The organism is Streptomyces sp. NPDC017529 (assembly GCF_044329785.1).
Taxonomy (GTDB): Bacteria; Actinomycetota; Actinomycetes; order Streptomycetales; family Streptomycetaceae; genus Streptomyces.
The window spans coordinates 240,906-265,460 of record NZ_JBIRJY010000012.1; the positions used below are offsets into that span (position 1 = coordinate 240,906).

A 24,555-nucleotide genomic window follows, 5' to 3' on the forward strand; every position below is an offset into this window, starting at 1 on the left:
TGTTGGCGGTGCACACCCCCCCCGCCCCCCCCCGCGGGGGGGGGGGCGGGGGGGCGGGGGGGGGGGGGGGGGGCCGGGGGGCCGGGGGGGGGGGGGGGGGGCCCCCCCCCGCCCCCCCGCCGCTGCTTTGGCGCACCCCCGCGGGAGAATTGTCGGTGGTCCCCGGTAGCGTTTCGGTAGAAACGACGAATGGGCGGGCAACGGTGGCAAAGGGACCAGGAGGTGGTCACCTGCTGCGCGGCACGGCCCAGGAGGCGCCGTGTGCCCGGCTGTTCCGCGGGGGCACGGCGACGGGTTAGGCGATTGAGACAAGGAAGGCGGCGAACTGCCGTGTACCGCTGGGAGATCACCCGGGCCGCTCTGGCGCAGCGCGTTTTCGCCATCGTCCGCAGCGAGACCTACGACGAGGCCAGCGCCACCGCGGACACCCTGCTGTCCGCCGGGATCACCAGCCTGGAGATCTCCCTGACCACGCCGTTCGCGCTGGAGGCCGTCACCACCCTCAGCCGCGAGCTGGGCGACGACGCCGTCATCGGCGCGGGCACCGTCCTGGACGCCGTCTCGGCCCGGATGGCCGTGGACGCCGGCGCCCGCTTCCTGGTCTCCCCCAGCCTGGACGCCGAGGTCATCCGCACCGGCCACCGCTACGGCGTACCCGTCTTCCCCGGCGTCAGCACGCCCACCGAGATGGTCCGCGCCCTGGAGCTCGGCGCCGACGCGCTCAAGCTCTTCCCCGCCTCCGCCCACCACCCCGGCTGGCTCCGGGACGTCCGCGCCGCCCTGCCGCAGGCCCCCGTGCTGCCCACCGGCGGCGTGACGGTGGAGAGCGCGCCGGAGTGGATAGCCGCCGGCGCGGTGGCCGTCGGCATGGGGGCGGCGCTCTCGGACGGCGACCGCGAGACCGTCGCCAAGCGCGCCTCCGACCTGCTGGCCCGCCTGGCGGACGCCGCCCCGCCGCACCCGGCGGGCCCCGGGGCGGGCCTCTACGAGGTCTGAGGCCGCCCCCGGGTGCGGCAGGCGGAGCACTCCTCACGGAGGAGGTGCCGCCCCCGGCCTCCTCCGCGGGGCCGATGTCCCGCGCCCCGGGTGTACGTACGGTGACGGGAAACGTTACGAGGGGCGGACAGCACCATGGCGGACATCATCGACCTGAGCGCATACGGACCGGACTTCGTCGCCGACCCCCACCCGTACTACGCCGAGTTGCGTGCCCAGGGGCCGGTTCACCACGTCCGTATCCCCGAGGGCCAGGAAGCGTGGCTCATCGTCGGGTACGAGGAGGCGCGGGCCGCGCTGGCCGACCCCCGCCTGGCCAAGGACTGGACCCGGGCCGGCATCACCCTCATGGGCCCCGAGGAGCCCGTCGAGTGGGAGTTCATGAACATGCTCGACGCCGACCCGCCGCAGCACACCCGGCTGCGCAAGCTGGTCGCCAGGGAGTTCACCACCCGCCGCGTCGAGGCGCTGCGCCCGCGCGTCCAGCAGATCACCGACGACCTGCTGGACGCCATGCTCGCCGCCCCCGACGGCCGCGCCGACCTCGTCGAGGCGCTCGCCTTCCCGCTGCCGATGACCGTCATCTGCGAACTGCTCGGCGTCCCCGACATCGACCGGGAGACCTTCCGCGCCTGGTCCAACGAGCTGATCTCGCCGACCGGTGAGGAGGAATCCGCGGCGGCCGCCCGGGACATGAGCGTGTACCTGGCCGGTCTGATCGAGGACAAGCGGCAGGCGCCGGGCGAGGACCTGCTGAGCGCACTGGTGCGGACCAGCGACGAGGACGGCGACCAGCTGTCCCGGCAGGAACTGCTCGGCATGGCCTTCCTCCTCCTGGTCGCCGGCCACGAGACCACCGTCAACCTGATAGCCAACGGCGTCCGCGCGCTGCTCCGGCACCCCGGGCAACTGGCCGCCCTGCGCGCCGACGCCTCCCTCCTGGACAACGCCGTCGAGGAAATGCTGCGCTACGAGGGCCCGGTGGAGAACGCGACCTGGCGGTTCACCACCGAGCCCGTCGAGATCGGCGGCACGGTCGTCCCGGCCGGCGAGTTCGTCCTCGTCGGGCTGGCGGCGGCGGGCCGCGCCGCCGAACGCTTCACGGCCCCCGACACCTTCGACATCACCCGCGAGACGCGCGGCCACCTGGCCTTCGGCCACGGCATCCACTTCTGCCTCGGCGCCCCGCTGGCCCGTATGGAGGGCCGCACGGCGGTCCGCACCCTCCTGGACCGCTGCCCGGAACTCGCCCTGGACACCGGCGCCGACGCGCTGACCTGGCGTACGGGCATGCTGATGCGCGGCCCGCACCACCTGCCGGTGCGCTGGCGGTAGACAGCCGGCGCGCCGCCGCGGCATCGCCATGGGCGGGGTGTCGGTCAAGGAGTACGTCGACCAGCGGGTCCACCTGGCGACGCACGACGGCACGTACAAGAAGTGCGAGGACGCCTGGATGGCGAAGCGGGGAAGGGGGCGCACGGCCCGGGTGGGCGTGTGTAGGCGTAGAGCACGTCGACCTCGGTGAAGCCTGCCCGGTCGTAGAGCGCGCCGGCGGCGGTGCGGTCCCGTACGTCCTGGGCGGTGGCGTCGTCCGCGTCGTCGAGGAGCGGGATCACCTGCGTCGCGCCCAGGTCGCCGAGCGCCGCCAGGGCGGTGCCCAGGGCCGGCGGCCGAGCCCGCGGCCGCGGGCGTGCTCCGCCACGCCGATCCACCACAGCGCGCCGCAGCCGTCCCACGTGCCGATCAGCGCCTCCGCCGTGTCCGCCGCCTGCCGCACGGTCAGGTACCGGGAGAACGGGTCGTCGTCGGTTCCCGGCCCGGCGGTCACGCCGTCGGCGCGCGGCAGGTCGGGGGCCGGCAGCTCCCGGCGCAGGTAGCGCCATCGCCGCTCGCCCGCGAACCCGTACCGCTCCAGGGCCGCGCGGGTGGCCGGACGGTGCCTTGCGGGCAGCGCCTCCAGGCCGAGCGTCAGCGCCGAGGTGAGGTGGAAGGCGTCCACGGCGCGAGGCGTGAAGGTGTCCGTGGCGCGGCCGATCAGCGCGCGGGCGACCAGCGGGTCCTCGCGGCAGTGTGCCCACAGGATCAGCCCGGAGTCGTCCTTGCGGCGCAAGGCGTACGAGACGATGCCGACCACCTCGCCGCGCGGGCCCGTGGCCACGTCCGTCGTCGGCGGGTCGAGCTCGGCCCACCAGTCGGTGTCGGCCCGGGAGCGGCCGGCGAGGGCCTCGGCGAGCATGGCGGCGGTCGTCCGCGGCTGTCCCGGCAGCAGGTCGGCGTTGATCAGCTCCAGCGCCGCGGACTCGTCCGCGGGGTGGTAAGGCCGTAAGGCGGGCTCTGCCGGCAACGGCATGGTACGGGCTCCTGGTCCAGGGACGGGCGGCCGGACGGTGCTGCCGCCCATCATCGCCCACCGGGCTCCGGGGGCTCCGGACGCACCCGGGCGTTATTGTCCGGACAATGTGACCTCCGGACTTCCCGTCATCTGTTCGGCCGGATACCCTCGCGCCGTGGGCAAACGCGATACAGAGTCCAAGGGCGCCGAGAGCCCCGTGCAGTTCAGCGTGGACCGGAGCAGTCCGGTCCCGCTGTACTTCCAGCTGTCCCAGCAGCTGGAGGCCGCCATCGAGACCGGCAAGCTGGCCCCCGGCAGCCTGCTCGGCAACGAGATCGAGCTGGCGGGACGCCTCGGGCTCTCCCGGCCGACCGTCCGCCAGGCCATCCAGTCGCTGGTCGACAAGGGGCTGCTGGTGCGGCGCCGCGGCATCGGTACGCAGGTCGTCCACAGCCAGGTCAAGCGCCCGCTGGAGCTGAGCAGCCTCTACGACGACCTGGAGGCCGCCGGGCAGAAGCCCGCCACCCGCGTGCTGCTGAACACCACCACCGAGGCCACCGCCGAGGTCGCCGCCGCGCTCGGGATCGCGGAGGGCGCCGAGGTGGCGCTCGTCGAGCGGCTGCGGCTCACGCACGGTGAGCCCGTCGCCCACCTGCGCAACCACCTCCCGGCCGGTCTGCTCGCCCTCGGCACCGAGCAGCTTGAGGAGACCGGCCTGTACCGCCTGATGCGGGGGGCCGGCATCACGCTGCACAGCGCCCGCCAGGCCGTCGGCGCGCGCGCCGCCACGGTCGAGGAGGGCGAGCGGCTCGGCGAGCCCGAGGGCGCCCCGCTGCTGACGATGCAGCGCACCACCTTCGACGACACCGGCCGCGCGGTCGAGTTCGGGTCGCACGTCTACCGGGCCTCGCGGTATGCCTTCGAGTTCCAGTTGCTCGTACGGCCGTGAGGCCGCCACACCGGCCCTGATCGGGTCAGAATGTTCTGACAAAGCATTGACGGGGCTCGTCGCCCGCCGCTAGAACTCCTCCAGCCGCAGTCGGGCGGCGCGGGAGAGAGGGCGGTTCCACGATGCGTACCGTGCGCAAGCCCCGTACCGCCGAACGCCGTGCCGCCGAACGCCGTGCCACCAGGGTCGGGGCGGCCGCCGGGCTCCTCAAGAAGAGGCGGCCGACCGGCCCGGCGACCATTACCGCCAAGGATGTGCCGAGGCCGGAGGAGTGCACCGGGCGCGGGACCCGCCGACCGCACGCGGCGGGACCCGATGACCCCACACGGAACAGGCGTAACGGATACTTGGGCGGCCGGGACCGATCATTTTCGGCCCAAACCCGGCACAGCGCCCCAGGCGCACAGTGACAGCAACGACAGCAACGAGAAGGGCACGACCTCGTGGCAAGGGTTCGGACAGGGGTACGCGCGGTGACCGCGGTGCTGGCAGCGGTGCTCGCCGCGTCCCTGGCGGGGTGCAGCAGCACCGGCGGCAAGCGCGCCGAGGACGCGCGCGCCGCCCAGACCGCCGGCGGCAAGGCAGCCGTCAACACCCCGAGGTGGACCTTCGCGATGGTCACCCACTCGGGCGATGGCGACACCTTCTGGGACATCGTCCAGAGCGGCGCCAAGCAGGCCGCCGACAAGGACAACATCAAGTTCGTCTACGGGCACGACAAGGAAGCGCAGCGGCAGAGCCAGCTCGTGCAGTCCTACATCGACCAGAAGGTCGACGGGCTGATCGTCACCCTGGCCAAGCCCGACGCCATGAAGGACGTGGTCGCCAAGGCCGAGAAGGCCGGCATCCCGGTGATCACCGTCAACTCCGGCGCCGAGGTCTCCAAGGCGTACGGGGCGCTGACGCACGTCGGCCAGGACGAGACCATGGCCGGCGAGGCGGTCGGCGAGGAGCTGAACGAGCGGGGCCGCAAGAAGGCGCTGTGCGTCCTGCACGAACAGGGCAACGTCGGCCACGAGCAGCGGTGCGACGGCGCGAAGAAGACCTTCAAGGGCGAGATGCAGAAGCTGTACGTGGAGGGCACCAACATGCCCGACGTCCAGTCCACCATCGAGGCCAAGCTCCAGTCGGACGGGGACATCGACTCCGTGGTCACCCTCGGCGCGCCGTTCGCACCGACCGCCGTCAAGGCCAAGGAGCAGGCCGGCAGCGAGGCCGAGATCGACACCTTCGACCTGAACGCGAAGGTCGCCGACGGCCTCAAGGACGGCTCGCTCGGCTTCGCCGTCGACCAGCAGCCGTACCTCCAGGGCTACCAGGCCGTGGACCTGCTGTGGCTCTACAAGTACAACGCCGACGTCCTCGGCGGCGGCAAGCCGGTCTTCACCGGACCCCAGGTGATCACCAAGAAGGACGCGGCGGCCCTGCAGGAGTACACGAAGCGGGGGACCCGATGAGCACCGCGGACACCCCCGTGAAGGACAGCGGACCGCGAGGCGGCGCGGAGCCGGACGAGCGGCTGGTGCACCGGTCGCTGGCGCGCCGCCTGATGAGCCGCCCCGAGCTGGGCGCGGTGGTCGGCGCCGCGGCGGTCTTCCTCTTCTTCTCCTTCGCCGCCGACACGTTCCTGCGCGCCTCCAGCCTCTCGACCGTGCTGTACGCGTCGTCGACGATCGGCATCATGGCGGTGCCGGTGGCGCTGCTGATGATCGGCGGCGAGTTCGACCTGTCGGCCGGCGTCATGGTCGTCAGCTCGGCGCTGGTCTCGTCGATGTTCAGCTACCAGATGACCGCGAACGTCTGGGTGGGCGTCGGGGTGTCCTTGCTGGTCACCCTGGCCATCGGGGTCTTCAACGGCTTCCTGCTGACCCGTACGAAGCTGCCCAGCTTCATCATCACGCTGGGTACGTTCTTCATGCTGACCGGCCTCAATCTCGGCTTCACCAAGCTGATCAGCGGCACCGTCTCGACGAAGTCCATCGCCGACATGGAGGGCTTCGACTCGGCCAGGGCGCTCTTCGCGTCGCACCTGAGCATCGGCGGCGTGGACATCCAGGTCACGATCCTGTGGTGGATCGGCCTGGTCGCGCTCGCCACCTGGATCCTGCTGCGCACCCGCGTCGGCAACTGGATCTTCGCGGTGGGCGGCGGCGCGGACGCCGCGCGCGCGGTCGGCGTGCCGGTCACCAGGACGCGGATCGGCCTGTACATGGGCGTCGCGCTGGCGGCCTGGATCTCCGGGCAGCACCTGCTGTTCTCGTACGACGCGATCCAGTCCGGCGACGGCGTCGGCAACGAGTTCCTCTACATCATCGCGGCCGCGGTCGGCGGCTGCCTGATGACCGGCGGCTACGGCTCGGCGATCGGCGCGGCCGTCGGCGCCTTCATCTTCGGCATGGCCAGCAAGGGCATCGTGTACGCCCAGTGGAACCCGGACTGGTACAAGTTCTTCCTCGGGGCGATGCTGCTGCTGGCCACGCTCCTGAACGCATGGGTCCGCAAGCGCGCGGAGGCGACGAAATGAGCAACCCGGACAGGCCGCGGAGCACGGCGGGCGCCGAGGGCGCGGGCCCGCCGGAGGTGGTACCGCCCCTCGTCGAGCTGACGGACGTCAGCAAGTTCTACGGCAACATCAAGGCCCTCGAAGGCGTCTCGCTGGAGGTGCACGCGGGGGAGATCACCTGCGTGCTCGGCGACAACGGCGCGGGCAAGTCCACCCTCATCAAGATCATCGCGGGGCTGCACCAGCACGACGCGGGCCGCTTCGCCATCGAGGGCGAACAGACCCGGCTGTCCTCCCCGCGCGAGGCGCTGGACCGCGGCATCGCCACCGTCTACCAGGACCTGGCCGTCGTCCCCCTGATGCCGGTCTGGCGCAACTTCTTCCTCGGCTCCGAGCCCACCAAGGGCGCCGGCCCCTTCAAGCGCCTCGACGTGCGGCTGATGCGCGAGACCACCCGCGCGGAGCTGCTGCGCATGGGCATCGACCTGCGCGACGTGGACCAGCCCATCGGGACGCTCTCGGGCGGCGAGCGGCAGTGCGTGGCCATCGCCCGCGCCGTGTACTTCGGCGCGAAGGTGCTGGTCCTGGACGAGCCGACGGCGGCGCTCGGCGTCAAGCAGTCCGGCGTCGTCCTGAAGTACGTGGCGGCCGCGCGGGACGCCGGCCTCGGCGTGGTGTTGATCACCCACAACCCGCACCACGCCTACCTCGTGGGCAACCGTTTCGTCCTCCTCAAGCGCGGCACGATGGCCGGCAGCCACACCAGGTCCGAGATCGCGCTGGACGAGCTGACGCGCCAGATGGCGGGCGGCAGCGAGCTGGAACAGCTCAGCCACGAACTGGCGCGGGCGCCCGAGCCCAGCCACGTCGGCGGCCACCCGACGCACTGAGCGGGCCGGTGGCGCGGGTTCCGGTGGGCCCGCGCCGCCATGCGCCGCGCACCGCGGGTAGGGCACAATCGCACCGGACCGTGCACGTCAACGCCGCCGGCACGGCTCACGCACTCCGGGGCCCGGCCCCGGGGAGCGCGCCCGTACGCGTACGGCACCGAACGAGCACGACACCGGACCACGCACGCCCGAGGCCCCGGCCTCCCGACACCCGCAGGGACGAGACGACTCTTGCGAGCACGCAGCCGCCGCCACCGCAACGGCGAAGAGGTGGGTCGATGAGCACGTACCGGGACCGGGTGCACCGAGGATCGGCCAGAGCGACCGTGCTGCGCACGGTGGGCACCCGCGAGCGGCGCTCCCACCTGAGCGCGCCCCGCGTGCCGACCGTCGGCATCGACATCGGCGGCACGAAGGTGATGGCCGGCGTCGTCGACGCGGACGGCACCATCCTGGAGAAGGTCCGCACCGAGACGCCCGACAAGTCCAAGAGCCCCAAGGTCGTCGAGGACGTCATCACCGAACTGGTGCTGGACCTCTCCGACCGGCACGACGTGCACGCGGTGGGCATCGGCGCGGCCGGCTGGGTCGACGCCGAGCGCAGCACCGTCCTGTTCGCCCCCCACCTGAACTGGCGCAACGAGCCGCTGCGGGACCGCCTCGCGGGCCGCCTGGCGGTGCCCGTCATGGTCGACAACGACGCCAACACGGCCGCTTGGGCCGAGTGGCGCTTCGGCGCGGGCCGCGGCGAGGACCACCTCGTCATGATCACGCTCGGTACCGGCATCGGCGGCGCGATCCTGGAGGACGGCGCCGTCAAGCGCGGCAAGTACGGGGTGGCCGGCGAATTCGGCCACATGCAGGTGGTGCCGGCCGGGCACCGCTGCCCGTGCGGCAACCGCGGCTGCTGGGAGCAGTACAGCTCCGGCAACGCGCTGGTCCGCGAGGCCCGCGAGCTGGCCGCCGCCGACTCCCCGGTCGCCTACAACATCATCGACCGGGTCGGCGGCCGCGTCACCGACATCACCGGCCCGCTCATCACCGAGCTGGCCCGCGAGGGCGACGCGATGTGCGTCGAACTGCTCCAGGACATCGGCCAGTGGCTGGGCGTCGGTATCGCCAACCTGGCCGCCGCGCTGGACCCGTCCTGCTTCGTGATCGGCGGTGGCGTCAGCGCCGCCGACGACCTGCTCATCGGCCCGGCCAGGGACGCCTTCCGGCGGACCCTGACCGGCCGCGGCTACCGCCCCGAGGCCCGTATCGCCAAGGCGCAGCTGGGCCCGGAGGCGGGCATGGTGGGCGCGGCCGACCTGGCGCGCCTGGTCGCCCGCCGCTTCCGGCGCGCCAACCGGCGGCGCGTGGAGCGCTACGAGCGCTACGAACGGTCGGGCCGCCGATGACGGAGCAGGTCAAGCCGGCCATGACCGAGGAACGCGAGCCGGAGCCGGGCGCCGAGCGCGGGACCGGACCCGGCGGGCCTCCGGACGGGCCGGAGGCGGAACGTTCCGGGGGCCCGGCGTCCCGCCCGGGGCGGCGGCGCCGCTGGCTCACCGCGGTGATCGTCTTCCTGCTGATCGCGATCCCGGCGGGCTACATCGTCATCTCGGCCGAGCAGAGCCGGGACAGCGGCCAGAGCAAGGAGGAGGAAGCGGCCTCCACCGGCCTCTACAACGACTTCCCCTCCAAGGTGCAGCAGCGCATCTACAACGTCCGTATCCCGGCCGGCTCCACGCCGGTCTACTACTACGAGGCCAACGCCTGGCACCGCAGCTCCCTGTACGTACAGTTCCGTACGAACGACTGGGGTCTGGACCACTACCTCCGCTGGGCGGGCACCAGCCGCGACGCCCTCAAGGACGGCGAGATCACCATCACCGGGGCGCAGGCGGCGAAGGTCGGCTGGGACCTGGCTGCCGGCGGGCAGTGGGCCGGCACCTCGGTGAAGGCCGGGGACCCGCACCCCGGCCAGAACATCAGCGTGAACTTCGACGAGCCCGGACACCCGGTGGTCTACGTCGTCTCGACGGTCGCCTTCAAACGCTGAAGCCCCACCCGTACACTTCCGCCCGCATGCCCCGCCGGAACGCTCCGGCGGGGCATGCGGCGTCCTACGGCGGACCTCAGAGGGACTTGCCGTAGAGCTGGGTACGGGACGTGATGCCGAGCTTGGGGAAGAGCTTGTACAGGTGGTAGGCGACGGTACGGGGGCTGAGGAAGAGGCGCGCGGCCACCTCCCGGTTGCTCATGCCCTCGGCGGCCAGCCGGGCGATCTGCAGCTCCCTTGAGGTGAGCCGGCCGAGTTCGGCGGACGGGTCGGGGGCCGGCTGGTTGCGGCCGCGGTCGCCGGCCGCGCGCAGTTCGTGGCCGGCCAGCTCCGTCCAGGGGCGGGCGCCGAGCGTGCGCAGATACGTCTCGGCCTGGTGCAGATGCTCCCTGGCCGGTTTGATGCGGCGGTTGCGGCGCAGCCACTCGCCGTAGAGCAGATGCGTACGACCGGTGTCGAAGGCCGAGGGGTGCGCGACGTTCAGCGCCTCGGTGAACAGCTCGTCGGCGTCCTCGCACGGCGCGAGCAGGGCCCGGCACCTGAGCCACATGGCGCGCAGGTGCGGGAGCTGGGCGGGCATGGCCTGGACCTCGAAGCGCCGCAGCGCCGCGCGGGCCTGGTCCGGTTTCCCGGCCCGTACCGCCGCCTCGACGAGGTCGGGCAGCACCAGCCAGCTCACCATGAAGTGCCCGGCGGGCCCGCCGGGGGAGGCCACCTCGTCCAGCAGCCGGGCGGCGCGGTCCGGGAGGCCCTCGGCGAGGTCCTGCAACCCCAGTGCCCACTGCGCGAGCCCCACGGCGGAGGTGATACGGCGCGGCACCGAGACGGCGAGGGACGCCTCGGCCAGGGCGCGGCAGCGCTCGCCGTCCCCCTGCGCGGCGGCGAGCCAGGCCAGCATCGCCCGCAGGTGGCTCGCGGCGCCGAGCTGGCCGGTGTCGTCGGCGAGGGTGAGGGCCTCCGTGCCGTGGGACAGCGCCGCGGGCCACTGCCCGGTGACGAGTTGCAGCGCCACCAGCGGGGCCAGGGACATCGGCAGCGCGCCGGCCGCGCCGATCTTGCGCAGGCTGTCGACCGCCCGCTGGTGCGCGTGCAGCATCTCTTCCGTGGACCCGGTCAGGTAGGGGAGGAACACCGGGGGCCAGACCCAGGGCTTGAGGTGCGCCGGCGACAGCCAGGCCATACGGGCGTCCGAGATGTCCTGGGTGTACGGGCGACCTCCGTGGGGGTTGTCGGGGGCGAGGCCGCCCAGGTAGTGGAAGCAGCGGGAGAAGTAGTCGGTGATGCCGGTGTCGGTGGCGGTCCGGGGACCGTCCGCCGGGTCGGTACGGGCCGGGTCGGCGGGGGTGGGGCGCAGGCGGCCGATCAGGTCGCCGATCTCCGTCAGTTTCGCCGGGGCGCCCGCCACCCAGGCCGAGCGGGCCGCCATCACCAGCAGTTCCCCGGCCAGTTCCGCGTCCGTGTCGCACACCAGCCGGGCGCCGTCCAGCAGGATCCGGCAGGCGATGGCCGGGTCGCTGCTGGCGTGCGTGATGGCACCGCGCACCCGGGCCGAGCGCGCCCGCAGGGCCGGGTCGTCCGTCAGCGCCTCGGCGCGGTCCAGCAGTTCCTCGGCCTGGGCGGTCTTCGCCGCCGTCCACGCGCACTCGGCCGCGTCCACCAGCCACCTGGCCCGGCTGCGGTAGTCGGAGGCCAGCGAGGCGGCCCGGCACAGCGCCTGGGCCGCGGTGGCCACCCCGCCGGCGCGCCGGTTGCGTTCGGCCAGTTCGGCCAGCAGCTTGGCCACGGTGTCGTCCGTACCGACCGCTGCCGCCGCCAGGTGCCAGACGTACCGGTCGTCCTCGCTGCCGACGGTCTCCGCCAGTGCCAGGTGGGCGGCGCGCCGGTCGCTGAGCGAGGCCCCCTGGTAGATCGCGGAGCGGACCAGGGGGTGGCGGAACCGCACCTGGTGCTGGTCCAGCATGATCAGGCCCTCGGAAGCGGCCGAGGAGAGCACGTCCATGGCGGCTTCCGCGTCCTCGGCGGCGCCGAGCAGGGTGGCCAGGTCGCCCTTGCTCTCCGTCGCGGCCAGCAGCAGGACCCGGTTGTAGCCGGCCGGCAGGCCCAGCGTGCGGTGCCAGAAGACTTGCTGAAGACGGTCGCTGAGGGGCAGGTGGGTGGGCAGCGGCGCGGTGCCGTCCAGCTGCTCGGGGCTGAGTACGGTGGGCAGTTCGACCAGCGCGAGCGGGTTGCCGCCGGCCTCGTGCAGCAGCCGCTCGCGGGCGGTCGGCGCGACGTGTGGCAGCTTTGCTGCGAGCAACCGTTGTGCCGCGTCCTCGCTCAGCGGCTCCACCTGGAGTTGGGGGACGCCGGGCGCGGGGAACGGGCGGGAGCCGTCGCGGACCGCGAAGACCAGGGCCACGCCCTCCATGTCCATCCGCCGGGCCACGAACATCAGCGCGTCCGCCGTCGCCGAGTCCAGCCAGTGGGCGTCGTCCACGACCAGCAGCAGGGGCGCGTCCTCGGCGGCGTCGGAGAGCAGGGTCAGCGCGGCCAGCGCGACCAGGAACGGGTCGGCGGAGGCGGTGCCCATCCCGAACGCTCCCCGCAGCGCCTCGGCCTGCGGCACGGGCAGCCGGGACACATACGGCAGCAAAGACAGCAGTAGCTGGTGCAACGCAGCGAAGGGCAGCTCGACCTCGCCCTCCACGCCCACCGCGCGCAGCACCCACACGTCCGGCTCGGCCCGCTGCACCAGGTCCGCCAGGAGCGAGCTCTTTCCGATCCCGGCCGGACCGCGTAACACCAGCGTGCCGCTGCGCCCCGCGCGCGCATCGTCGAGGAGCCTGCCCAACTCGTCCCGTTCCTGCTCTCGCCCGACCAGCATCCGATGTCCTCTCGTGGTGGATCCACGTCGTATGACGGATGCTTATGTCAGTGGGTTGCTGATAGGGCGGTGCGTTCTGCGTGCCGATCGCGTCATGATCCGGGGAGTCACCGCCCGGTAACGGTTGGTGGACGGCGAGTCGCCCGACGGATGCCGCGGTCCGGTTCCTCGCGGAGACTGGTCTTCCGCGACCACGACACCAGCAGGAGGCGTCGGCCGAATGCGTAGAGGCGATCGAATGCCTCTGAAGCGAGGAGCAGTTATGCAGGTCGGAGCGTCCTTCCCGCCGGACTGCCACGAGGAGCGGAAGCCGGTGGGGGAGTACGTGCCCGACGTGCTGGAGAACTGCGAGTACCCCGGGCGCGGCCGTATACGGGCCTCCGCGCCGCCGGCCGGTCCACTGCGTACCGTCAAGAGACGCTGCTGCCCTATCTGACGGGTGCCCCGTGCGGGGCCGTTGACACCGTCCTGCCCGCAGGGCGTCCCCGGCGTGCGTCCCTTTTCCGATGCCGCGCCCGTACGACCGGGGCTGACACCCTCCGGTCCGTTTCGCGGGCCGGGGCGCGACCGGCAACGGTGCCGTTTCGCGCGTTATTCACCCGGATGGCTCGGGGAGTGAACGGGGTGCGCCGTCTTTTCCCGAACCACTCCCCACGCCTGCCCGTCTTGTTTCCGATCGGGCTTCCGGTCTCGCAATAGTCACTGACAATCCGTCGGTAGTTTGCTTCGCATGCCCCTCCGCCACCACCCTCAGCCGGGAGGCACGATGAACGACGATGCACTGCGATTCGAAATCCTTGGCCCTTTGAATGTGCGTACAGGCGAGAAGAAAGTGGATCTCGGTGCGCCGAGGCAGCGCGCCCTGCTCGCCCTGCTGCTGATCCACGTGGGCAGCGTGGTGTCGCTGCCCGTGATCATCAAGGCGATCTGGGGCTTCGACCCACCGAACCAGGTCACCAGGACGCTGCAGGCCTACGTTTCCCGGTTGCGGAAACTGCTGCACGCCCATGACCGCTCCATACGGCTCGTCCACCATCTCCAGGGCTACGTTCTGGAAGCCGATCCGCTGCTGGTCGACGCGGCGGTCTTCGAAGCGAAGGTCAAGGACTGCCGGGAATTGTCGAAGGCCGGCGACCTCGAAGCCGTTCGTGCGACGGCTTGGTCCGCCCTGGAGTTGTGGAAGGGCGCTCCGCTGGGCGAGCTGTACGGTTACGAGTTCGCGGTGGCGGAAGCGGATCGCCTTGAGCATATCCGTTTACGCGTCCTTGAGATGTGGGGTCAGGCGAGTCTCGAACTCGGCGCCTATGAGGAAGTGACGGTCCGGCTCGGCGAGGAACTGCACCGCAATCCGGGACTGGAGCGGTTGGGCGGCCAGTTGATGACCGCCCAGTACCACTCGGGCCAGTCGGCGGAAGCCCTGCTGACGTACGAGCGGATGCGCAAGGCGGTGGCGGAGGACCTGGGCGCCGACCTCAGCCCGGAACTGCAGGCCCTGCACGGGAAGATCCTGCGCCAGGACCTGGCGACGTCGGCGGTTCGGGAACCGGCGGAGCACACCGTGCCCGTACCGGCGCCCGCCGCGGTGCCTGCCCCACCGGAAGCAGCCGAGGACCCGGCGCCCCCGGTCTCCCCGCCGGACGACCGGCCCGCCGGCCGCCAGGCGGAGCTGCGACGGCTGGAGAGCCTGCTGGCGGGCGCCCGCAGCGGCCATGGCCGCGCCCTGCTGGTCTGCGGCGAGCAGGGCATCGGAAAGACGTGGCTGTTGCAGGAAGCGGAGCGGTTCCTCGCCACCGACGAGTTCCAGGTGGTGCGCTCGCACTGCGTCGGGACGCTGTCGGCCCCCGGCTACTGGACCTGGGACCACGTCGTACGGCAGCTGGAGCCGGGGAGCGACGCCGGTGAGGCCGCCGCCGACCTCGCCTCCCGCGCCGACTGGCCGCCCGAGCGGCACCTCACCCACCAGATGCGGATCTGCCAGGCCGTGCTGTCCGCCGCCGAGCGAAAGCCCGTGATCCTCCTCCTGGAGGACGTGCACCTCGCCCACGTACCGGTGCTGGAAGTGCTGCAACTGCTCGTCAAACAGATCTGCCGGGCCCGCGTCGTCGTCCTGGCCACGCTGCGCGACAACGAACTGGCGAAGGATCCGGCGGTCCGGCGCGCCGTGGGCCGCATCCTGCAGGAGGGCAACACCGGCATGCTCCGGCTGGAAGGGCTCACCGAGGAGCAGAGCCGGACGCTGATCACCTCGGTCTCGGGCGAGGTGCCCTCGTCCGACGAGGTCCTGGAGCTCCAGCGCGCGTCCGGCGGCAACCCCTTCCTCCTGCTCAGCATGGTCTCCGCGCAGCCCGCCGGGGACCGGCGGCGGGCGTCGGTCCCCTTCGAGGTACGCGAGGTGCTGTACGAGCGGCTGAGCGAATGCCCACCGCACACACTCGACGTACTCACCCTCTGCGCGGTGGCCGGCATGAGCGTGCGCCGCCCCTTCCTCGCCGACCTCCTGTCCGCCCTCCAGCTGCCGCACACACTGATCGACGAAGCCGTCCAGACCGGCCTGCTGCGCCACGACCGGGCCACCGACGGCCGGCTGTCCTTCGTCCACGGGCTGACGCGCGACTTCCTCCTGGACAACGCGCAGCCCGGCACCCGCGCCCGGTGGCACCACAGCATCGCCACCACCCTGGCCCTGCGGTTCCAGCCGGGCGACGACGCCGCCGAGATCCACCGCCACTGCCTGGCGGCCGCCCGGCACCTCGGTGCCCGCACCGGCGTCCGGCCGCTGCTGACCCTGGCCGACCGGGAGCAGGCGCGCTTCGCCCACGCGGCCGCGCTGCACTGGTTGCAGAGCGCGGCGTCGGTCGTCGCGGCGCTGCCGGGGGACGAGGCGGCCTCCGCCGTCGAACTGCACCTGCGCAAGCGGATGATCTGGCTGCACGCCCTGATGGAAGGCTACGGATCGGCCCAGGTCGAGAAGATCCTCTGGCATGCCCAGCAGCTGGAGCGCACCTTCGGCAGCCCGCAGCCCACCGGGCTGCTGCACACCCAGGCGCTGAGCGCGATCACCGCGGGCCGGCACGCGCAGGCCGGGGAGATCGCCGGTCTGCTGTACGAGCTGGCCGACCACGGCGGCGGCCCGGCGGCCCGGTCGGCGGCCTGTTACGTGGACGGGGTCACCCTGTTCGTGAGCGGCCGCCCGGACGAGGCGCTCGGACCGCTCACCCAGGGCGTCGAGATCAACGACTTCCTCCTGGACGCACCCGCGTACGCGCCGGTGCAGAGCCCGCTGCTGAGGGACCAGCGCATCGACTTCCGTGCCTACCTGGCGCTCAGCCACTGTTTCAACGGCGACCAGCTCCAGGCCCGGCGCTACCGGTCGGAACTCCTGCACCTCACCCAGTCCGACCGCTACGACCGGCCCTGGGACCGGGCCTTCGCCCGGTACGTGGACGCCGTCATCGCCGTCACCGAGTACGACATCCAGGGCGCCTGGCTGGCCGGCCGGGCCGGCCTGGACCTCGCCGCCCGCTGCCAGCTGCCCTTCTGGCACCGCATGCTCGCCGTCCCGCTCGGCTGGGCCGAGGTGTACCAGGGCAGGCACGAGACGGGTCTGGCCCGGATGCGCAGGGCGCTGCACGACGCGGCCCGGCACCGTACCCGGCTGCGCCGCACCCTGCACCTGGGGCTGTACGCCGACGCGCTGCACCTCGCGGGAGCCCACGACGAGGCCCGGCGGACGATCGCCGCCGCTGCCGGGGAGATCGAGGAGCGCGGTGAGTACTCCTGTCTCCTGCCGCAGTGGCCGTTCGCCCGCCTGCTGCGGGAACACGACAGCGGCAGCGCGGCCGCGCACAGCGTCGATCACGAGCACCGCTGACGCACGGCGGGGTCAGACCGGGCGGGCGGGGCGTCCGGTCCCGGAGGTGTCGGCGTCCTCGGCGCCGTGGCCGTAGCCGCCGCGCAGGAAGACCAGGGGCGGACCGAGCCGCCGGACACCGAGGCCGCGGACCTCGCCGGTCACGAACCAGTGGTCGCCCGCCGCCACTTCGCCCGCCACCTCGCAGTCGAACCAGGCGAGCGCGTCGAGCAGCAGGGGGGAGCCGGTGGCGGTCTCCTGGTGGGGCACCTCCCAGCGGCGGGGATCCCCGGTGGCGAAGTCGCGGCAGACCTGCTGCTGGTCGGCGCCGAGCACATTGACGCAGAAGCGGCCGGCCGCCCGGATCTTCGGCCAGGTGGTCGAGGACTGCGAGGGGAGGAAGCCCACCAGCGCGGGGTGCAGCGAGACCGAGGTGAACGTGCCCACCACCATGGCGGGCGGGGGCTGTTCGGGTTCCGGACGCGGCCCGGTGACCAGGACCACGCCGGTGGGGTAGTGGCCGGCCACCCGGCGGAACCGCTCGGCGGTCACGGACGCCTGGCCGTCCCGCACGGAACGTGTCTGCCCGGAAAGGGGCATACGGGTCTCCTTTGTCGGGTACGGGGGGCGCGCCGGCGAGGCCGGCCGCCGCACCCCCCGTACCGGCTCAGCCGACGGTCACCGGGCGGGCTGCCCGGCGTACGCCACGCCGGGGAAGGCCAGGGCCAGTTCGGCCACGTCGGCGGCGACCTTGCCGCTGTCCTCGGCACGCAGCAGGAGCCGGGCCAGCAGCTCGGCGACCTGCGCCATGTCGTCCTCCTTCATGCCCCAGCGGGTCAGCTCCTGGGTGCCCAGGCGCAGACCGGAACACGTGCTGCTCGGCAGCACGACCGTCGTCGTACGGATGTCGGTCCGGGTGAGCAGCCGCCCCCACTCGTGCGGGGTGTTGGCTTCGGGAAGGTGCACCCAGACCTGGTGTGTGTCGGTGTAGCCGAACTGCTCGCCGGCCACGTCGAAACCGCGCTCGGCCAGCTCGCGGGCCAGCCGGCGGGCGTTGGCGATCACCTGGTGCGCGTACTCCGCCCGGTGCGGCAGCAGCTCCTCCAGCGTGATCGCCAGGCTGCCGACCGTCGCCGAGTGGGAGCTCGACGCGGTGAAGGGGATGCGCGCCGCCATCTTCTCCGCGAGGGAGTCGCTGTTGGTGACCAGCAGGCCCTTCTGCGGCCCCGGCAGCGTCTTGTGTGTGCTGCCGGAGATGCTGTCGAAGCCGCCGTCGAGGACCAGGGTCTGCGGGGCCGCGGGCAGCAGACCGAGCAGGTGCGAGGCGTCCAGGCAGATCAGCGCGTCGGGCGCGGCGGCCCGCAGGGCCCGCGCGTCGGGGAAGCGCAGCGTCGAGGACGCGTCCAGGTAGATGACGTCGACCGGGCGCTCGGCGACCCGGGCCGCGAGCGCGGCGTGGTCGATCTCCAGGCGCTGCCGGTCGAAGGGGAGGGCTTCCACCTCGTAGCCGAAGCCCTCGCAGATGGTGACGGTGGCGTAGTGGCCGCCGTCCTCGGGCGCCAGCACCATCACCCGGCCGCCGGGCGGTGCCACCGCGGTGAGCACGGTGTGCATGGTGTGCAGCCCGGAGAGGAACTGTACGAAGGCGTGCCGGGCGCCGTAGAACTCCTTGGTGAGGTCCACGCAGTAGTCGTAGACGTCGCTGAGTCCCGAGACGTCGCCGTAGACGGCCACCGGCGTCTCCGAGTACGGGTAGCGGTTGACCGCGTCGGTGGCGAGGGCGGCGGCGGCCCGTGGGGAGAGCCGGTTCTCGATCGGGAAGAGGTTGAGGCTGGGCTTGCGTTGCAAGGCGGCCAGGACGTCCATCGGTGCTCCTTGGCTGTGCAGGTGCGGAGGGGGGATTCGGGGAGCGGCGTCAGAGCCACGGGTAGCGGGCAACGTCCTTGCCCGCGTAGTCGGGGTCCATGTAGACGAAGGCCCGCTGGATGAGGAAGTCGCGTACTTCGAAGACTCCGCACCAGCGCCCGCCGCCCCATTCGGGCACGCCCACGCGCCAGGGCCCGTCACGGTGTTCGCCGTGCGTGGTGCCCTCCATCGCGAACAGGTCCGACCCGGTCATGATCCAGTTGGCGGACCAGAGGTGGTGGGTGATCGACTTGACGGTGCTCCCCAGGCCGTCGAACATCCTGGCTATCTCGGCCTTGCCGTGGGCCAGCCCCCACTTGGGGAAGAAGAAGTCGGCGTCCTCGGCGAAGTAGTCCAGCACGGCGGTCCCGTCGCTGCCGACCCCGCCGTTGTCGAAAGCCTTTAAGTACGCGGTGATGACGGCCTTGCGCTGCTCGTCCGTCATGCCGGCCGGTGCCTCGGGCATGATCGACCTCCGATTGTGCGGGAATCTGCGGAAGGGGCGTCGCGCTCGGGGACGGCGGCGTCGCTGCGGCCGCCCGGCGGACGGACCCACCGTCGCAGGGCGGCCTTGGCACCGGCTTGACGTCTCGCTGCGGCCCGGCTTGCAAGGAGTCAGCCGCGGACCATGGCGAGCAGCGCGGGCGCGTACCGCTCCCCGTGCACCGGGACGTCGACCGCCTCCGCGATCGCGGTCAGGGCGTCCTCGTCCAGCTGTACGGAGCTGGCGGCGAGGTTCTCGGCCAAGTGGGCCGCGTTGCTGGTGCCCGGGATGGGGACGACGTCGGGGCCGTGGTGGTGGAGCCAGGCCAGGGCGAGCTGGGAGAGGGTCAGGCCGAGTCCGTCGGCGACCGGACGCAGCCGGTCCAGCAGCGTCCGGTTGTGCGCCAGGGCGTCCGCGCTGAACCTCGGCTGGCCGCGGCGGAAGTCCTCGGCGGCCAGGTCGTCGGTGGTGCGGACGCTTCCGGCCAGGAAGCCGCGGCCCAGCGGCGCGTACGCGACGATGCCGACGCCCAGTTCCCGGCAGGCGGGCACCACCTCGGCCTCGATCTCCCGCGACCACAGGCTCCACTCGCTCTGCACCGCGGTCACCGGGTGCACCGCGTCCGCCCGGCGCAGCCTGTCGGCGGAAGGCTCGGAGAGCCCGTAGTGGCGGACCTTGCCCTCGCGCACCAGCTCCGCCACCGCGCCCGCGGTCTCCTCCACCGGCACCGTCGGGTCCGTCCAGTGCTGGAAATACAGGTCGATGTGGTCCACGCCGAGGCGGCGCAGGGAGCGTTCGCAGGCCGCGCGTACATAGGACGGCTCGTGGCACAGCCCCTGGAACGTGCCGTCGGCGGAGCGCACCATGCCGAACTTGCTGGCGATGACCACCTCGTCGCGGCGTCCCGCGACGGCCCGGCCGAGCAGTTCCTCGCCCGCGCCCATGCCCTGGACGTCGGCGGTGTCCAGCAGGGTGACCCCGGAGTCCATGGCGGTACGGATGGTGGCGAGCGCCCGGGCCGGCTCGGGGCAGCCGTAGAAGGCCGTGGTCGGCAGGCAGCCCAGGCCTTGGGCGCTGACGGGCAGATCGCGCAGTAGGCGAACAGGTGGACGCGGGGAAGCGGGCACGGCAGAACCTCCACTGCAAACGCCACTGGGGCAAGGGAAGAAGGAAGGGAAGGGCCGGTCGCGGAAAGGGCCGCGCCGAAAGAGACGGAAGCGGCTGCGGGGTCCGGCCCCGTCGCACGGTAGCCGCCGACGCCCCGCCGCCACAACGCCGCCCTTTCCAAGCGCTTGACAAAGCGCTGGCGTCCCGCGGCACGCGGACCCGCCGCCGGGACGAACCTCTGCAACAGGAACATCCACTGCCGTACAAGGACCTCTCCGCACAGTGAGCACGGCGCCAGGACCAGCCCGTCCCGTCCGTGCGCCGGCCCGGGGCGGCTCACCCGCCCGGTGCCACTGCCCCATCCGTATGCATGAGGAGACGTCATGTCACGTGTGTCCACCACCCCCAGCAACAACCCCACGGCAGCGCACGGCCTGCTCCAGCGCCTGCGGGACCACGGTGTGCAGACCGTGTTCGGTGTGGTCGGCCGGGAGGCCGCTTCCATCCTCTTCGACGAGGTGGAGGGGATCGACTTCGTGCTGACCCGGCACGAGTTCACCGCCGGCGTGGCCGCCGACGTCCTCGCCCGGATCAGCGGCCGGCCGCAGGCCTGCTGGGCCACGCTGGGCCCCGGCATGACGAACCTGTCCACCGGTGTCGCCACCTCGATCCTGGACCGCTCGCCGGTCATCGCGCTCGCCGCCCAGTCCGAGTCGCACGACATCTTCCCCAACGACACCCACCAGTGCCTGGACTCGGTCTCCGTGATGCGCCCGATGACCAAGTACGCGGTGGAGCTGCAGCGCCCCGACGACATCACCGACCTCGTGGACTCCGCGATCGCCGCCGCGACCACCGAGCCGGTCGGGCCCAGCTTCATCTCGCTCCCCGTCGACCTGCTCGGCACCGAGATCGACACCACGCAGGAGCGCCCGGCCGTGCGCGCCCCCGGCAAGCCGGTCGGCGCCGTCCAGGACGGCTGGCAGGACCGGGCGAAGGAGGCCGCCGACCTGCTCGCGACGGCCGAGCACCCGGTGCTGGTGGTCGGCGCCGCGGCGATCCGGTCCGGCGCGGTGCCGGCCATCCGCGCCCTGGCCGAGCGCCTGAACATCCCCGTCATCACCACGTACATCGCCAAGGGCGTGCTGCCGCAGGGCCACCGCCTCAACTACGGCGCGGTCACCGGCTACATGGACGGCATCCTGTCCTTCCCGGCGCTGGAGACCCTCTTCGGCCCCGCCGACCTGATCCTCACCCTCGGCTACGACTACGCCGAGGACCTGCGCCCGTCGATGTGGCAGCGCGGCGGCGCCAAGCAGACCGTCCGGGTCTCGCCGACCGTCAACCCCATCCCGCGGGTCTACCGTCCCGACGTGGACGTGGTCACCGACGTGCTCGCCTTCGTCGAGCACCTGGACGCCGGCACGGCCGAGCTGGCGCCGAAGACCCCGCACGACATCGAGCCGCTCCGCGAGCGGATCACCGAGTTCCTCTCCGACCCCGAGCACTACGACGACGGCATGCGCGTCCACCAGGTGATGGACTGCATGAACACCGTGATGGCCGAGACCGCCGAGCCCGGCGAGGGCACCATCGTCTCCGACATCGGCTTCTTCCGGCACTACGGCGTGCTCTTCGCCCGCGCCGACCAGCCGTTCGGCTTCCTGACCTCGGCCGGCTGCTCCAGCTTCGGCTACGGCATCCCCGCCGCGATGGGCGCCCAGATGGCCCGCCCCGGCCAGCCCACCTTCCTCATCGCCGGCGACGGCGGCTTCCACTCCAACAGCTCGGACCTGGAGACCATCGCCCGGCTCAACCTGCCCATCGTCACCGTGGTCGTCAACAACGACACCAACGGCCTGATCGAGCTGTACCAGAACATCGGCCACCACCGCTCGCACGACCCGGCGGTCAAGTTCACCGGCGTCGACTTCACCGCCCTCGCCCGGGCCAACGGCGTCGAGGCGGTGCGCGCGGGCAGCCGCGAGGAGCTGCTCGCCGCGCTGCGCAAGGGTGCCGGTCTCGGTCGTCCGTTCCTCATCGAGGTCCCGGTCAACTACGACTTCCAGGCCGGCGGCTTCGCGGCCCTGAGCATCTGACATGGTGCGGACGCTGCCCCCCGCCACCGGATTCCTGGCCGCCGTCCAGCAGGACGGCGGCCGGGTCCCCCGGCCGGTCTTCGCCTCGCTCGGCTCCCGCGCCGAGGAACGCGCGGAACGGCACGGCCTGACCCTGCACACCAGCCTGCTGCACGCTGGGGCGCCGGAAGCCGCCCGGGCGAGCGGACCGGGCACGTCGGTGGTGTTCGCCGGAGAGCTGTACAACCAGGGCGAGCTGCTCTCGCTGCTGCCGCACGGCGCCGATCCGGCCGGCGACGCCCAACTGGTCCTCGCGCTCTTCGGCATCTACGACGTGCACGCGTTCCGGCTGCTCAACGGCCGGTTCGCCACACTGGTGCACGACGAGCGCCGGGTCGTGGCGGCCACCGACCACGCCGGTTCGGTGCCGCTGTACCTGACGGCGGCGCCGGGCCGGGTGCTGGCCGCCACCGAGGCCAAGGCGCTGCGCACCGCCCCCACCGGGCTGCCGCTGCCCGTGGCCCGCCCAGTCCGCCGCCTGCCCGGCGTCTACCAGGTCCCGGCCGGCACCGTGCTGGAGGTGACGCTCGGCACCGGAGCCTGCACCGCGCACCGCACCTGGACGCCGCCGCTCTCCCGCCGGATCATGCCGGAGGACGAGGCGGTGGCGGCCGTCCGCCAGGCACTGGAACGGGCGGTACGCGTCCGCATGGACTCGGGAACGCCCCTGGTGGTGCTCTCCGGCGGCATCGACTCCTCCAGCGTCGCCGCGCTGGCCGCCCACCGGGCGGCCGGCCCGCTCGACACCGTCTCGATGGGCACGGAGGACGCCGACGAGTTCCCGCAGGCGCGGGTCGTCGCCGAACACCTCGGCACCGCGCACCGCGAACTGACCATTCCCACCGCCGACCTGCTGCGCCGCCTGCCCCACACGGTCTGGGCGGCGGAGTCCCTGGACCCGGACATCATCGAGTACCTGCTCCCGCTGACCGCCCTGTACCTGCGGCTGGAGGACACCGGGCGGCGCATCCTCACGGGCTACGGCGCCGACATCCCCCTGGGCGGCATGCACCGCGAGGACCGGCTGCCCGCACTGGACACCGCGCTCGCCCGCGACATGGAGACCTTCGACGGCCTCAACGAGATGACCCCGGTCCTCTCCGGCATCGCCGGCCACTGGTCCACCCACCCCTACTGGGACCGCGACGTCCTGGACGTCCTGGTCTCGCTGGAAGCGGGCATGAAACGCCGCTACGGACAGGACAAGTGGGTGCTCCGGGCCGCCATGGGCGACGTGCTGCCGCAGGAGACCGTGCTGCGCCCCAAGCTCGGCGTGCACGAGGGGTCCGGCACCACCTCCTCGTTCAGCCGGCTGCTCACGGACGCCGGGGTCCCCGAAGGGCGGGTGCACCACGCCAAGAGCCAGGTCGTCCAGGAGCTGTTCGACCAGGTGGTGGTGGCCGGGCGGCACCCGGACGAGGTCGCCGCCGAGCAGGTGGTGCAGCTGGTCGTCGACCGGCTGGAGCGCCGTGCACAGCCGGTACAGCCCATCGCGTGACGTCCCGTCACCCAGCGCAATCCGAAGGAGCAACCAGGGCGTGGAACGCATCGACACCACCGTCTCCCCCCGCTACGCGCAGATCCCCACCTTCATGCGCCTGCCGCACGACCCCGCCCCGCGCGACCGGGACGTCGTCGTCATCGGCGCCCCGTACGACGGCGGCACCAGCTACCGGCCGGGAGCGCGCTTCGGCCCCCGTGCCATCCGCAACGAGTCCGGGCTGATCCACGGCGTGGGCATCGACCGGGGACCGGGCACCTTCGACCTGATCAGCTGCGTCGACGCCGGCGACATCGACCTGACCCCGTTCAACATGCACATCGCGATGGACACCGCGCACCGCCGGCTGACCGAACTGCTCGGCGACAACGCGGCGTTCCTCATGCTCGGCGGCGACCACTCGCTGACCCTCGCCGCCCTGCGGGCCGTCTCCGCGAAGCACGGACCGCTGGCCGTGCTCCACCTGGACGCCCACAGCGACACCAACCCCGCCTTCTACGGCGGCGAATACCACCACGGCACGCCCTTCCGCCACGCCATCGAAGAGAAGCTGGTCGACCCGCAGCGGATGGTGCAGATCGGCATCCGGGGACACAACCCGGAGCCCGACTCGCTCGACTACGCCCGCGGGCACGGCGTGCGCATCGTCACCGCCGACGAGTTCGCCGACCTCGGCAACCAGGCCGCCACCCGGCTGGTCCGGGACATCGTGGGCGACGCACCGCTCTACGTGTCGGTCGACGTCGACGTCGTGGACCCGGCCTTCGCCCCGGGCACCGGCACCCCAGCCCCCGGCGGGCCCTCCTCCCGGGAGGTCCTGGCCCTGCTGCGCGGCATCGGCGACCTGCACCCGGTCGGGTTCGACGTCATGGAGGTGTCGCCGCTCTACGACCACGGAGGCATCACCTCCGTCCTGGCCACCGAAATCGGCGCGGAACTCCTGTACCAGTACGCCCGCGCCCACGTCAGCAAGCACGCATAGAAAGGAAACCG

At 72.5% G+C, this 24,555-nt stretch carries 19 protein-coding genes; 13 read left to right on the forward strand and 6 right to left on the reverse strand.

Annotated elements, in window-relative coordinates:
• Positions 1-330 precede the first annotated feature (330 nt).
• Together ACH4K4_RS27745 and ACH4K4_RS27750 are read left to right on the forward strand one after the other, a co-directional pair.
• Positions 331-996: a bifunctional 4-hydroxy-2-oxoglutarate aldolase/2-dehydro-3-deoxy-phosphogluconate aldolase gene (locus ACH4K4_RS27745; RefSeq protein ID WP_398170988.1), complete on the forward strand. Its 666-nt coding sequence runs from the start codon at positions 331-333 to the stop codon at positions 994-996.
• 135 nt (positions 997-1,131) lie between these two features.
• On the forward strand, positions 1,132-2,331 hold the full coding sequence (locus tag ACH4K4_RS27750) for a cytochrome P450 (protein ID WP_398170990.1): 1,200 nt from the start codon (positions 1,132-1,134) through the stop codon (positions 2,329-2,331).
• Positions 2,332-2,608: 277 nt separating this feature from the next.
• Here the strand turns inward: ACH4K4_RS27750 and ACH4K4_RS27755 are convergent, their stop codons facing one another.
• The gene (locus tag ACH4K4_RS27755; protein WP_398170992.1) at positions 2,609-3,346 is read right to left on the reverse strand and encodes a GNAT family N-acetyltransferase; all 738 of its coding nucleotides are present in this window, start codon (positions 3,344-3,346) and stop codon (positions 2,609-2,611) included.
• Positions 3,347-3,557: 211 nt separating this feature from the next.
• On the opposite strand from ACH4K4_RS27755, the gene ACH4K4_RS27760 reads away from it, so the two are divergent.
• The 6 genes from ACH4K4_RS27760 to ACH4K4_RS27785 all read left to right on the forward strand — a co-directional run bounded on the left by ACH4K4_RS27760 (position 3,558) and on the right by ACH4K4_RS27785 (position 9,714).
• The gene (locus ACH4K4_RS27760; RefSeq protein ID WP_360140676.1) at positions 3,558-4,277 is read left to right on the forward strand and encodes a GntR family transcriptional regulator; all 720 of its coding nucleotides are present in this window, start codon (positions 3,558-3,560) and stop codon (positions 4,275-4,277) included.
• A 443-nt stretch (positions 4,278-4,720) separates the two neighbouring features.
• A complete protein-coding gene (locus tag ACH4K4_RS27765) occupies positions 4,721-5,734 on the forward strand; it encodes a sugar ABC transporter substrate-binding protein (protein WP_398170994.1) in 1,014 nt (337 codons plus the stop codon).
• Positions 5,731-6,801, forward strand: coding sequence for an ABC transporter permease (locus ACH4K4_RS27770; RefSeq protein WP_398170996.1), 1,071 nt, complete (start codon positions 5,731-5,733; stop codon positions 6,799-6,801). Before ACH4K4_RS27765 ends, ACH4K4_RS27770 begins: the two co-directional genes overlap by 4 nt.
• Positions 6,798-7,670, forward strand: a complete 873-nt coding sequence (locus ACH4K4_RS27775) for an ATP-binding cassette domain-containing protein (protein ID WP_398170998.1) — start codon at positions 6,798-6,800, stop codon at positions 7,668-7,670. Before ACH4K4_RS27770 ends, ACH4K4_RS27775 begins: the two co-directional genes overlap by 4 nt.
• Positions 7,671-7,948: 278 nt before the next feature.
• Positions 7,949-9,070 (forward strand): ROK family glucokinase, encoded by a 1,122-nt coding sequence (locus tag ACH4K4_RS27780; protein WP_030023694.1) that lies wholly within the window; start codon positions 7,949-7,951, stop codon positions 9,068-9,070.
• On the forward strand, positions 9,067-9,714 hold the full coding sequence (locus ACH4K4_RS27785) for a hypothetical protein (protein ID WP_398171000.1): 648 nt from the start codon (positions 9,067-9,069) through the stop codon (positions 9,712-9,714). The genes ACH4K4_RS27780 and ACH4K4_RS27785 overlap by 4 nt, the downstream gene beginning before the upstream one ends.
• A 76-nt stretch (positions 9,715-9,790) precedes the next feature.
• On the opposite strand, the gene ACH4K4_RS27790 is transcribed toward ACH4K4_RS27785, so the two are convergent.
• Complete coding sequence (locus ACH4K4_RS27790) at positions 9,791-12,577, reverse strand: AAA family ATPase (RefSeq protein WP_398171002.1); 2,787 nt, start codon at positions 12,575-12,577, stop codon at positions 9,791-9,793.
• 262 nt (positions 12,578-12,839) lie between these two features.
• Between ACH4K4_RS27790 and ACH4K4_RS27795 the strand changes: the two genes are divergently transcribed.
• Positions 12,840-13,013, forward strand: a complete 174-nt coding sequence (locus tag ACH4K4_RS27795; RefSeq protein WP_398171004.1) for a hypothetical protein — start codon at positions 12,840-12,842, stop codon at positions 13,011-13,013.
• 375 nt (positions 13,014-13,388) lie between these two features.
• Positions 13,389-16,448: a BTAD domain-containing putative transcriptional regulator gene (locus ACH4K4_RS27800; protein ID WP_398171060.1), complete on the forward strand. Its 3,060-nt coding sequence runs from the start codon at positions 13,389-13,391 to the stop codon at positions 16,446-16,448.
• 12 nt (positions 16,449-16,460) lie between these two features.
• Here ACH4K4_RS27800 and ACH4K4_RS27805 read toward each other — a convergent pair whose 3' ends face one another.
• The 4 genes from ACH4K4_RS27805 to ACH4K4_RS27820 form a co-directional block, all read right to left on the reverse strand.
• Positions 16,461-17,027, reverse strand: a complete 567-nt coding sequence (locus tag ACH4K4_RS27805; protein WP_398171005.1) for a flavin reductase family protein — start codon at positions 17,025-17,027, stop codon at positions 16,461-16,463.
• A gap of 78 nt (positions 17,028-17,105) precedes the next feature.
• Positions 17,106-18,293, reverse strand: coding sequence for a serine hydroxymethyltransferase (locus ACH4K4_RS27810; RefSeq protein ID WP_398171007.1), 1,188 nt, complete (start codon positions 18,291-18,293; stop codon positions 17,106-17,108).
• Between the two features lie 49 nt (positions 18,294-18,342).
• Entirely contained in the window at positions 18,343-18,798 is a 456-nt protein-coding gene (locus ACH4K4_RS27815; RefSeq protein WP_398171008.1) for a nuclear transport factor 2 family protein, read from the reverse strand.
• Positions 18,799-18,947: 149 nt separating this feature from the next.
• Positions 18,948-19,943 carry an aldo/keto reductase gene (locus ACH4K4_RS27820; RefSeq protein ID WP_398171009.1) on the reverse strand — a complete coding sequence of 332 codons (996 nt, stop codon included), beginning with the start codon at positions 19,941-19,943 and terminating at the stop codon, positions 18,948-18,950.
• Between the two features lie 363 nt (positions 19,944-20,306).
• Here ACH4K4_RS27820 and ACH4K4_RS27825 point away from each other — a divergent pair, with 363 nt between their 5' ends.
• From ACH4K4_RS27825 to speB, 3 genes are read left to right on the forward strand one after another with little or no spacing between them, the layout of a single operon-like run.
• A complete protein-coding gene (locus tag ACH4K4_RS27825; protein ID WP_398171010.1) occupies positions 20,307-22,022 on the forward strand; it encodes a thiamine pyrophosphate-binding protein in 1,716 nt (571 codons plus the stop codon).
• A gap of 1 nt (position 22,023) precedes the next feature.
• Complete coding sequence (locus tag ACH4K4_RS27830; RefSeq protein ID WP_398171011.1) at positions 22,024-23,559, forward strand: asparagine synthase-related protein; 1,536 nt, start codon at positions 22,024-22,026, stop codon at positions 23,557-23,559.
• A 40-nt stretch (positions 23,560-23,599) separates the two neighbouring features.
• Positions 23,600-24,544 (forward strand): agmatinase, encoded by a 945-nt coding sequence (gene speB / locus ACH4K4_RS27835; protein WP_398171012.1) that lies wholly within the window; start codon positions 23,600-23,602, stop codon positions 24,542-24,544.
• The last annotated feature ends 11 nt before the right edge of the window (positions 24,545-24,555 follow it).

Excerpts from the sequence above, each read along its gene's own strand:
- ACH4K4_RS27750 (WP_398170990.1), top strand. The coding sequence starts at position 1,132 with ATGGCGGACATCATCGACCTGAGCGCATACGGACCGGACTTCGTCGCC.
- ACH4K4_RS27755 (WP_398170992.1), bottom strand. The coding sequence starts at position 3,346 with ATGCCGTTGCCGGCAGAGCCCGCCTTACGGCCTTACCACCCCGCGGAC.
- ACH4K4_RS27770 (WP_398170996.1), top strand. The coding sequence starts at position 5,731 with ATGAGCACCGCGGACACCCCCGTGAAGGACAGCGGACCGCGAGGCGGC.
- ACH4K4_RS27775 (WP_398170998.1), top strand. The coding sequence starts at position 6,798 with ATGAGCAACCCGGACAGGCCGCGGAGCACGGCGGGCGCCGAGGGCGCG.
- ACH4K4_RS27780 (WP_030023694.1), top strand. The coding sequence starts at position 7,949 with ATGAGCACGTACCGGGACCGGGTGCACCGAGGATCGGCCAGAGCGACC.
- ACH4K4_RS27785 (WP_398171000.1), top strand. The coding sequence starts at position 9,067 with ATGACGGAGCAGGTCAAGCCGGCCATGACCGAGGAACGCGAGCCGGAG.
- ACH4K4_RS27790 (WP_398171002.1), bottom strand. The coding sequence starts at position 12,577 with ATGCTGGTCGGGCGAGAGCAGGAACGGGACGAGTTGGGCAGGCTCCTC.
- ACH4K4_RS27795 (WP_398171004.1), top strand. The coding sequence starts at position 12,840 with ATGCAGGTCGGAGCGTCCTTCCCGCCGGACTGCCACGAGGAGCGGAAG.
- ACH4K4_RS27805 (WP_398171005.1), bottom strand. The coding sequence starts at position 17,027 with ATGCCCCTTTCCGGGCAGACACGTTCCGTGCGGGACGGCCAGGCGTCC.
- ACH4K4_RS27810 (WP_398171007.1), bottom strand. The coding sequence starts at position 18,293 with ATGGACGTCCTGGCCGCCTTGCAACGCAAGCCCAGCCTCAACCTCTTC.
- ACH4K4_RS27815 (WP_398171008.1), bottom strand. The coding sequence starts at position 18,798 with ATGCCCGAGGCACCGGCCGGCATGACGGACGAGCAGCGCAAGGCCGTC.
- ACH4K4_RS27825 (WP_398171010.1), top strand. The coding sequence starts at position 20,307 with ATGTCACGTGTGTCCACCACCCCCAGCAACAACCCCACGGCAGCGCAC.
- ACH4K4_RS27830 (WP_398171011.1), top strand. The coding sequence starts at position 22,024 with ATGGTGCGGACGCTGCCCCCCGCCACCGGATTCCTGGCCGCCGTCCAG.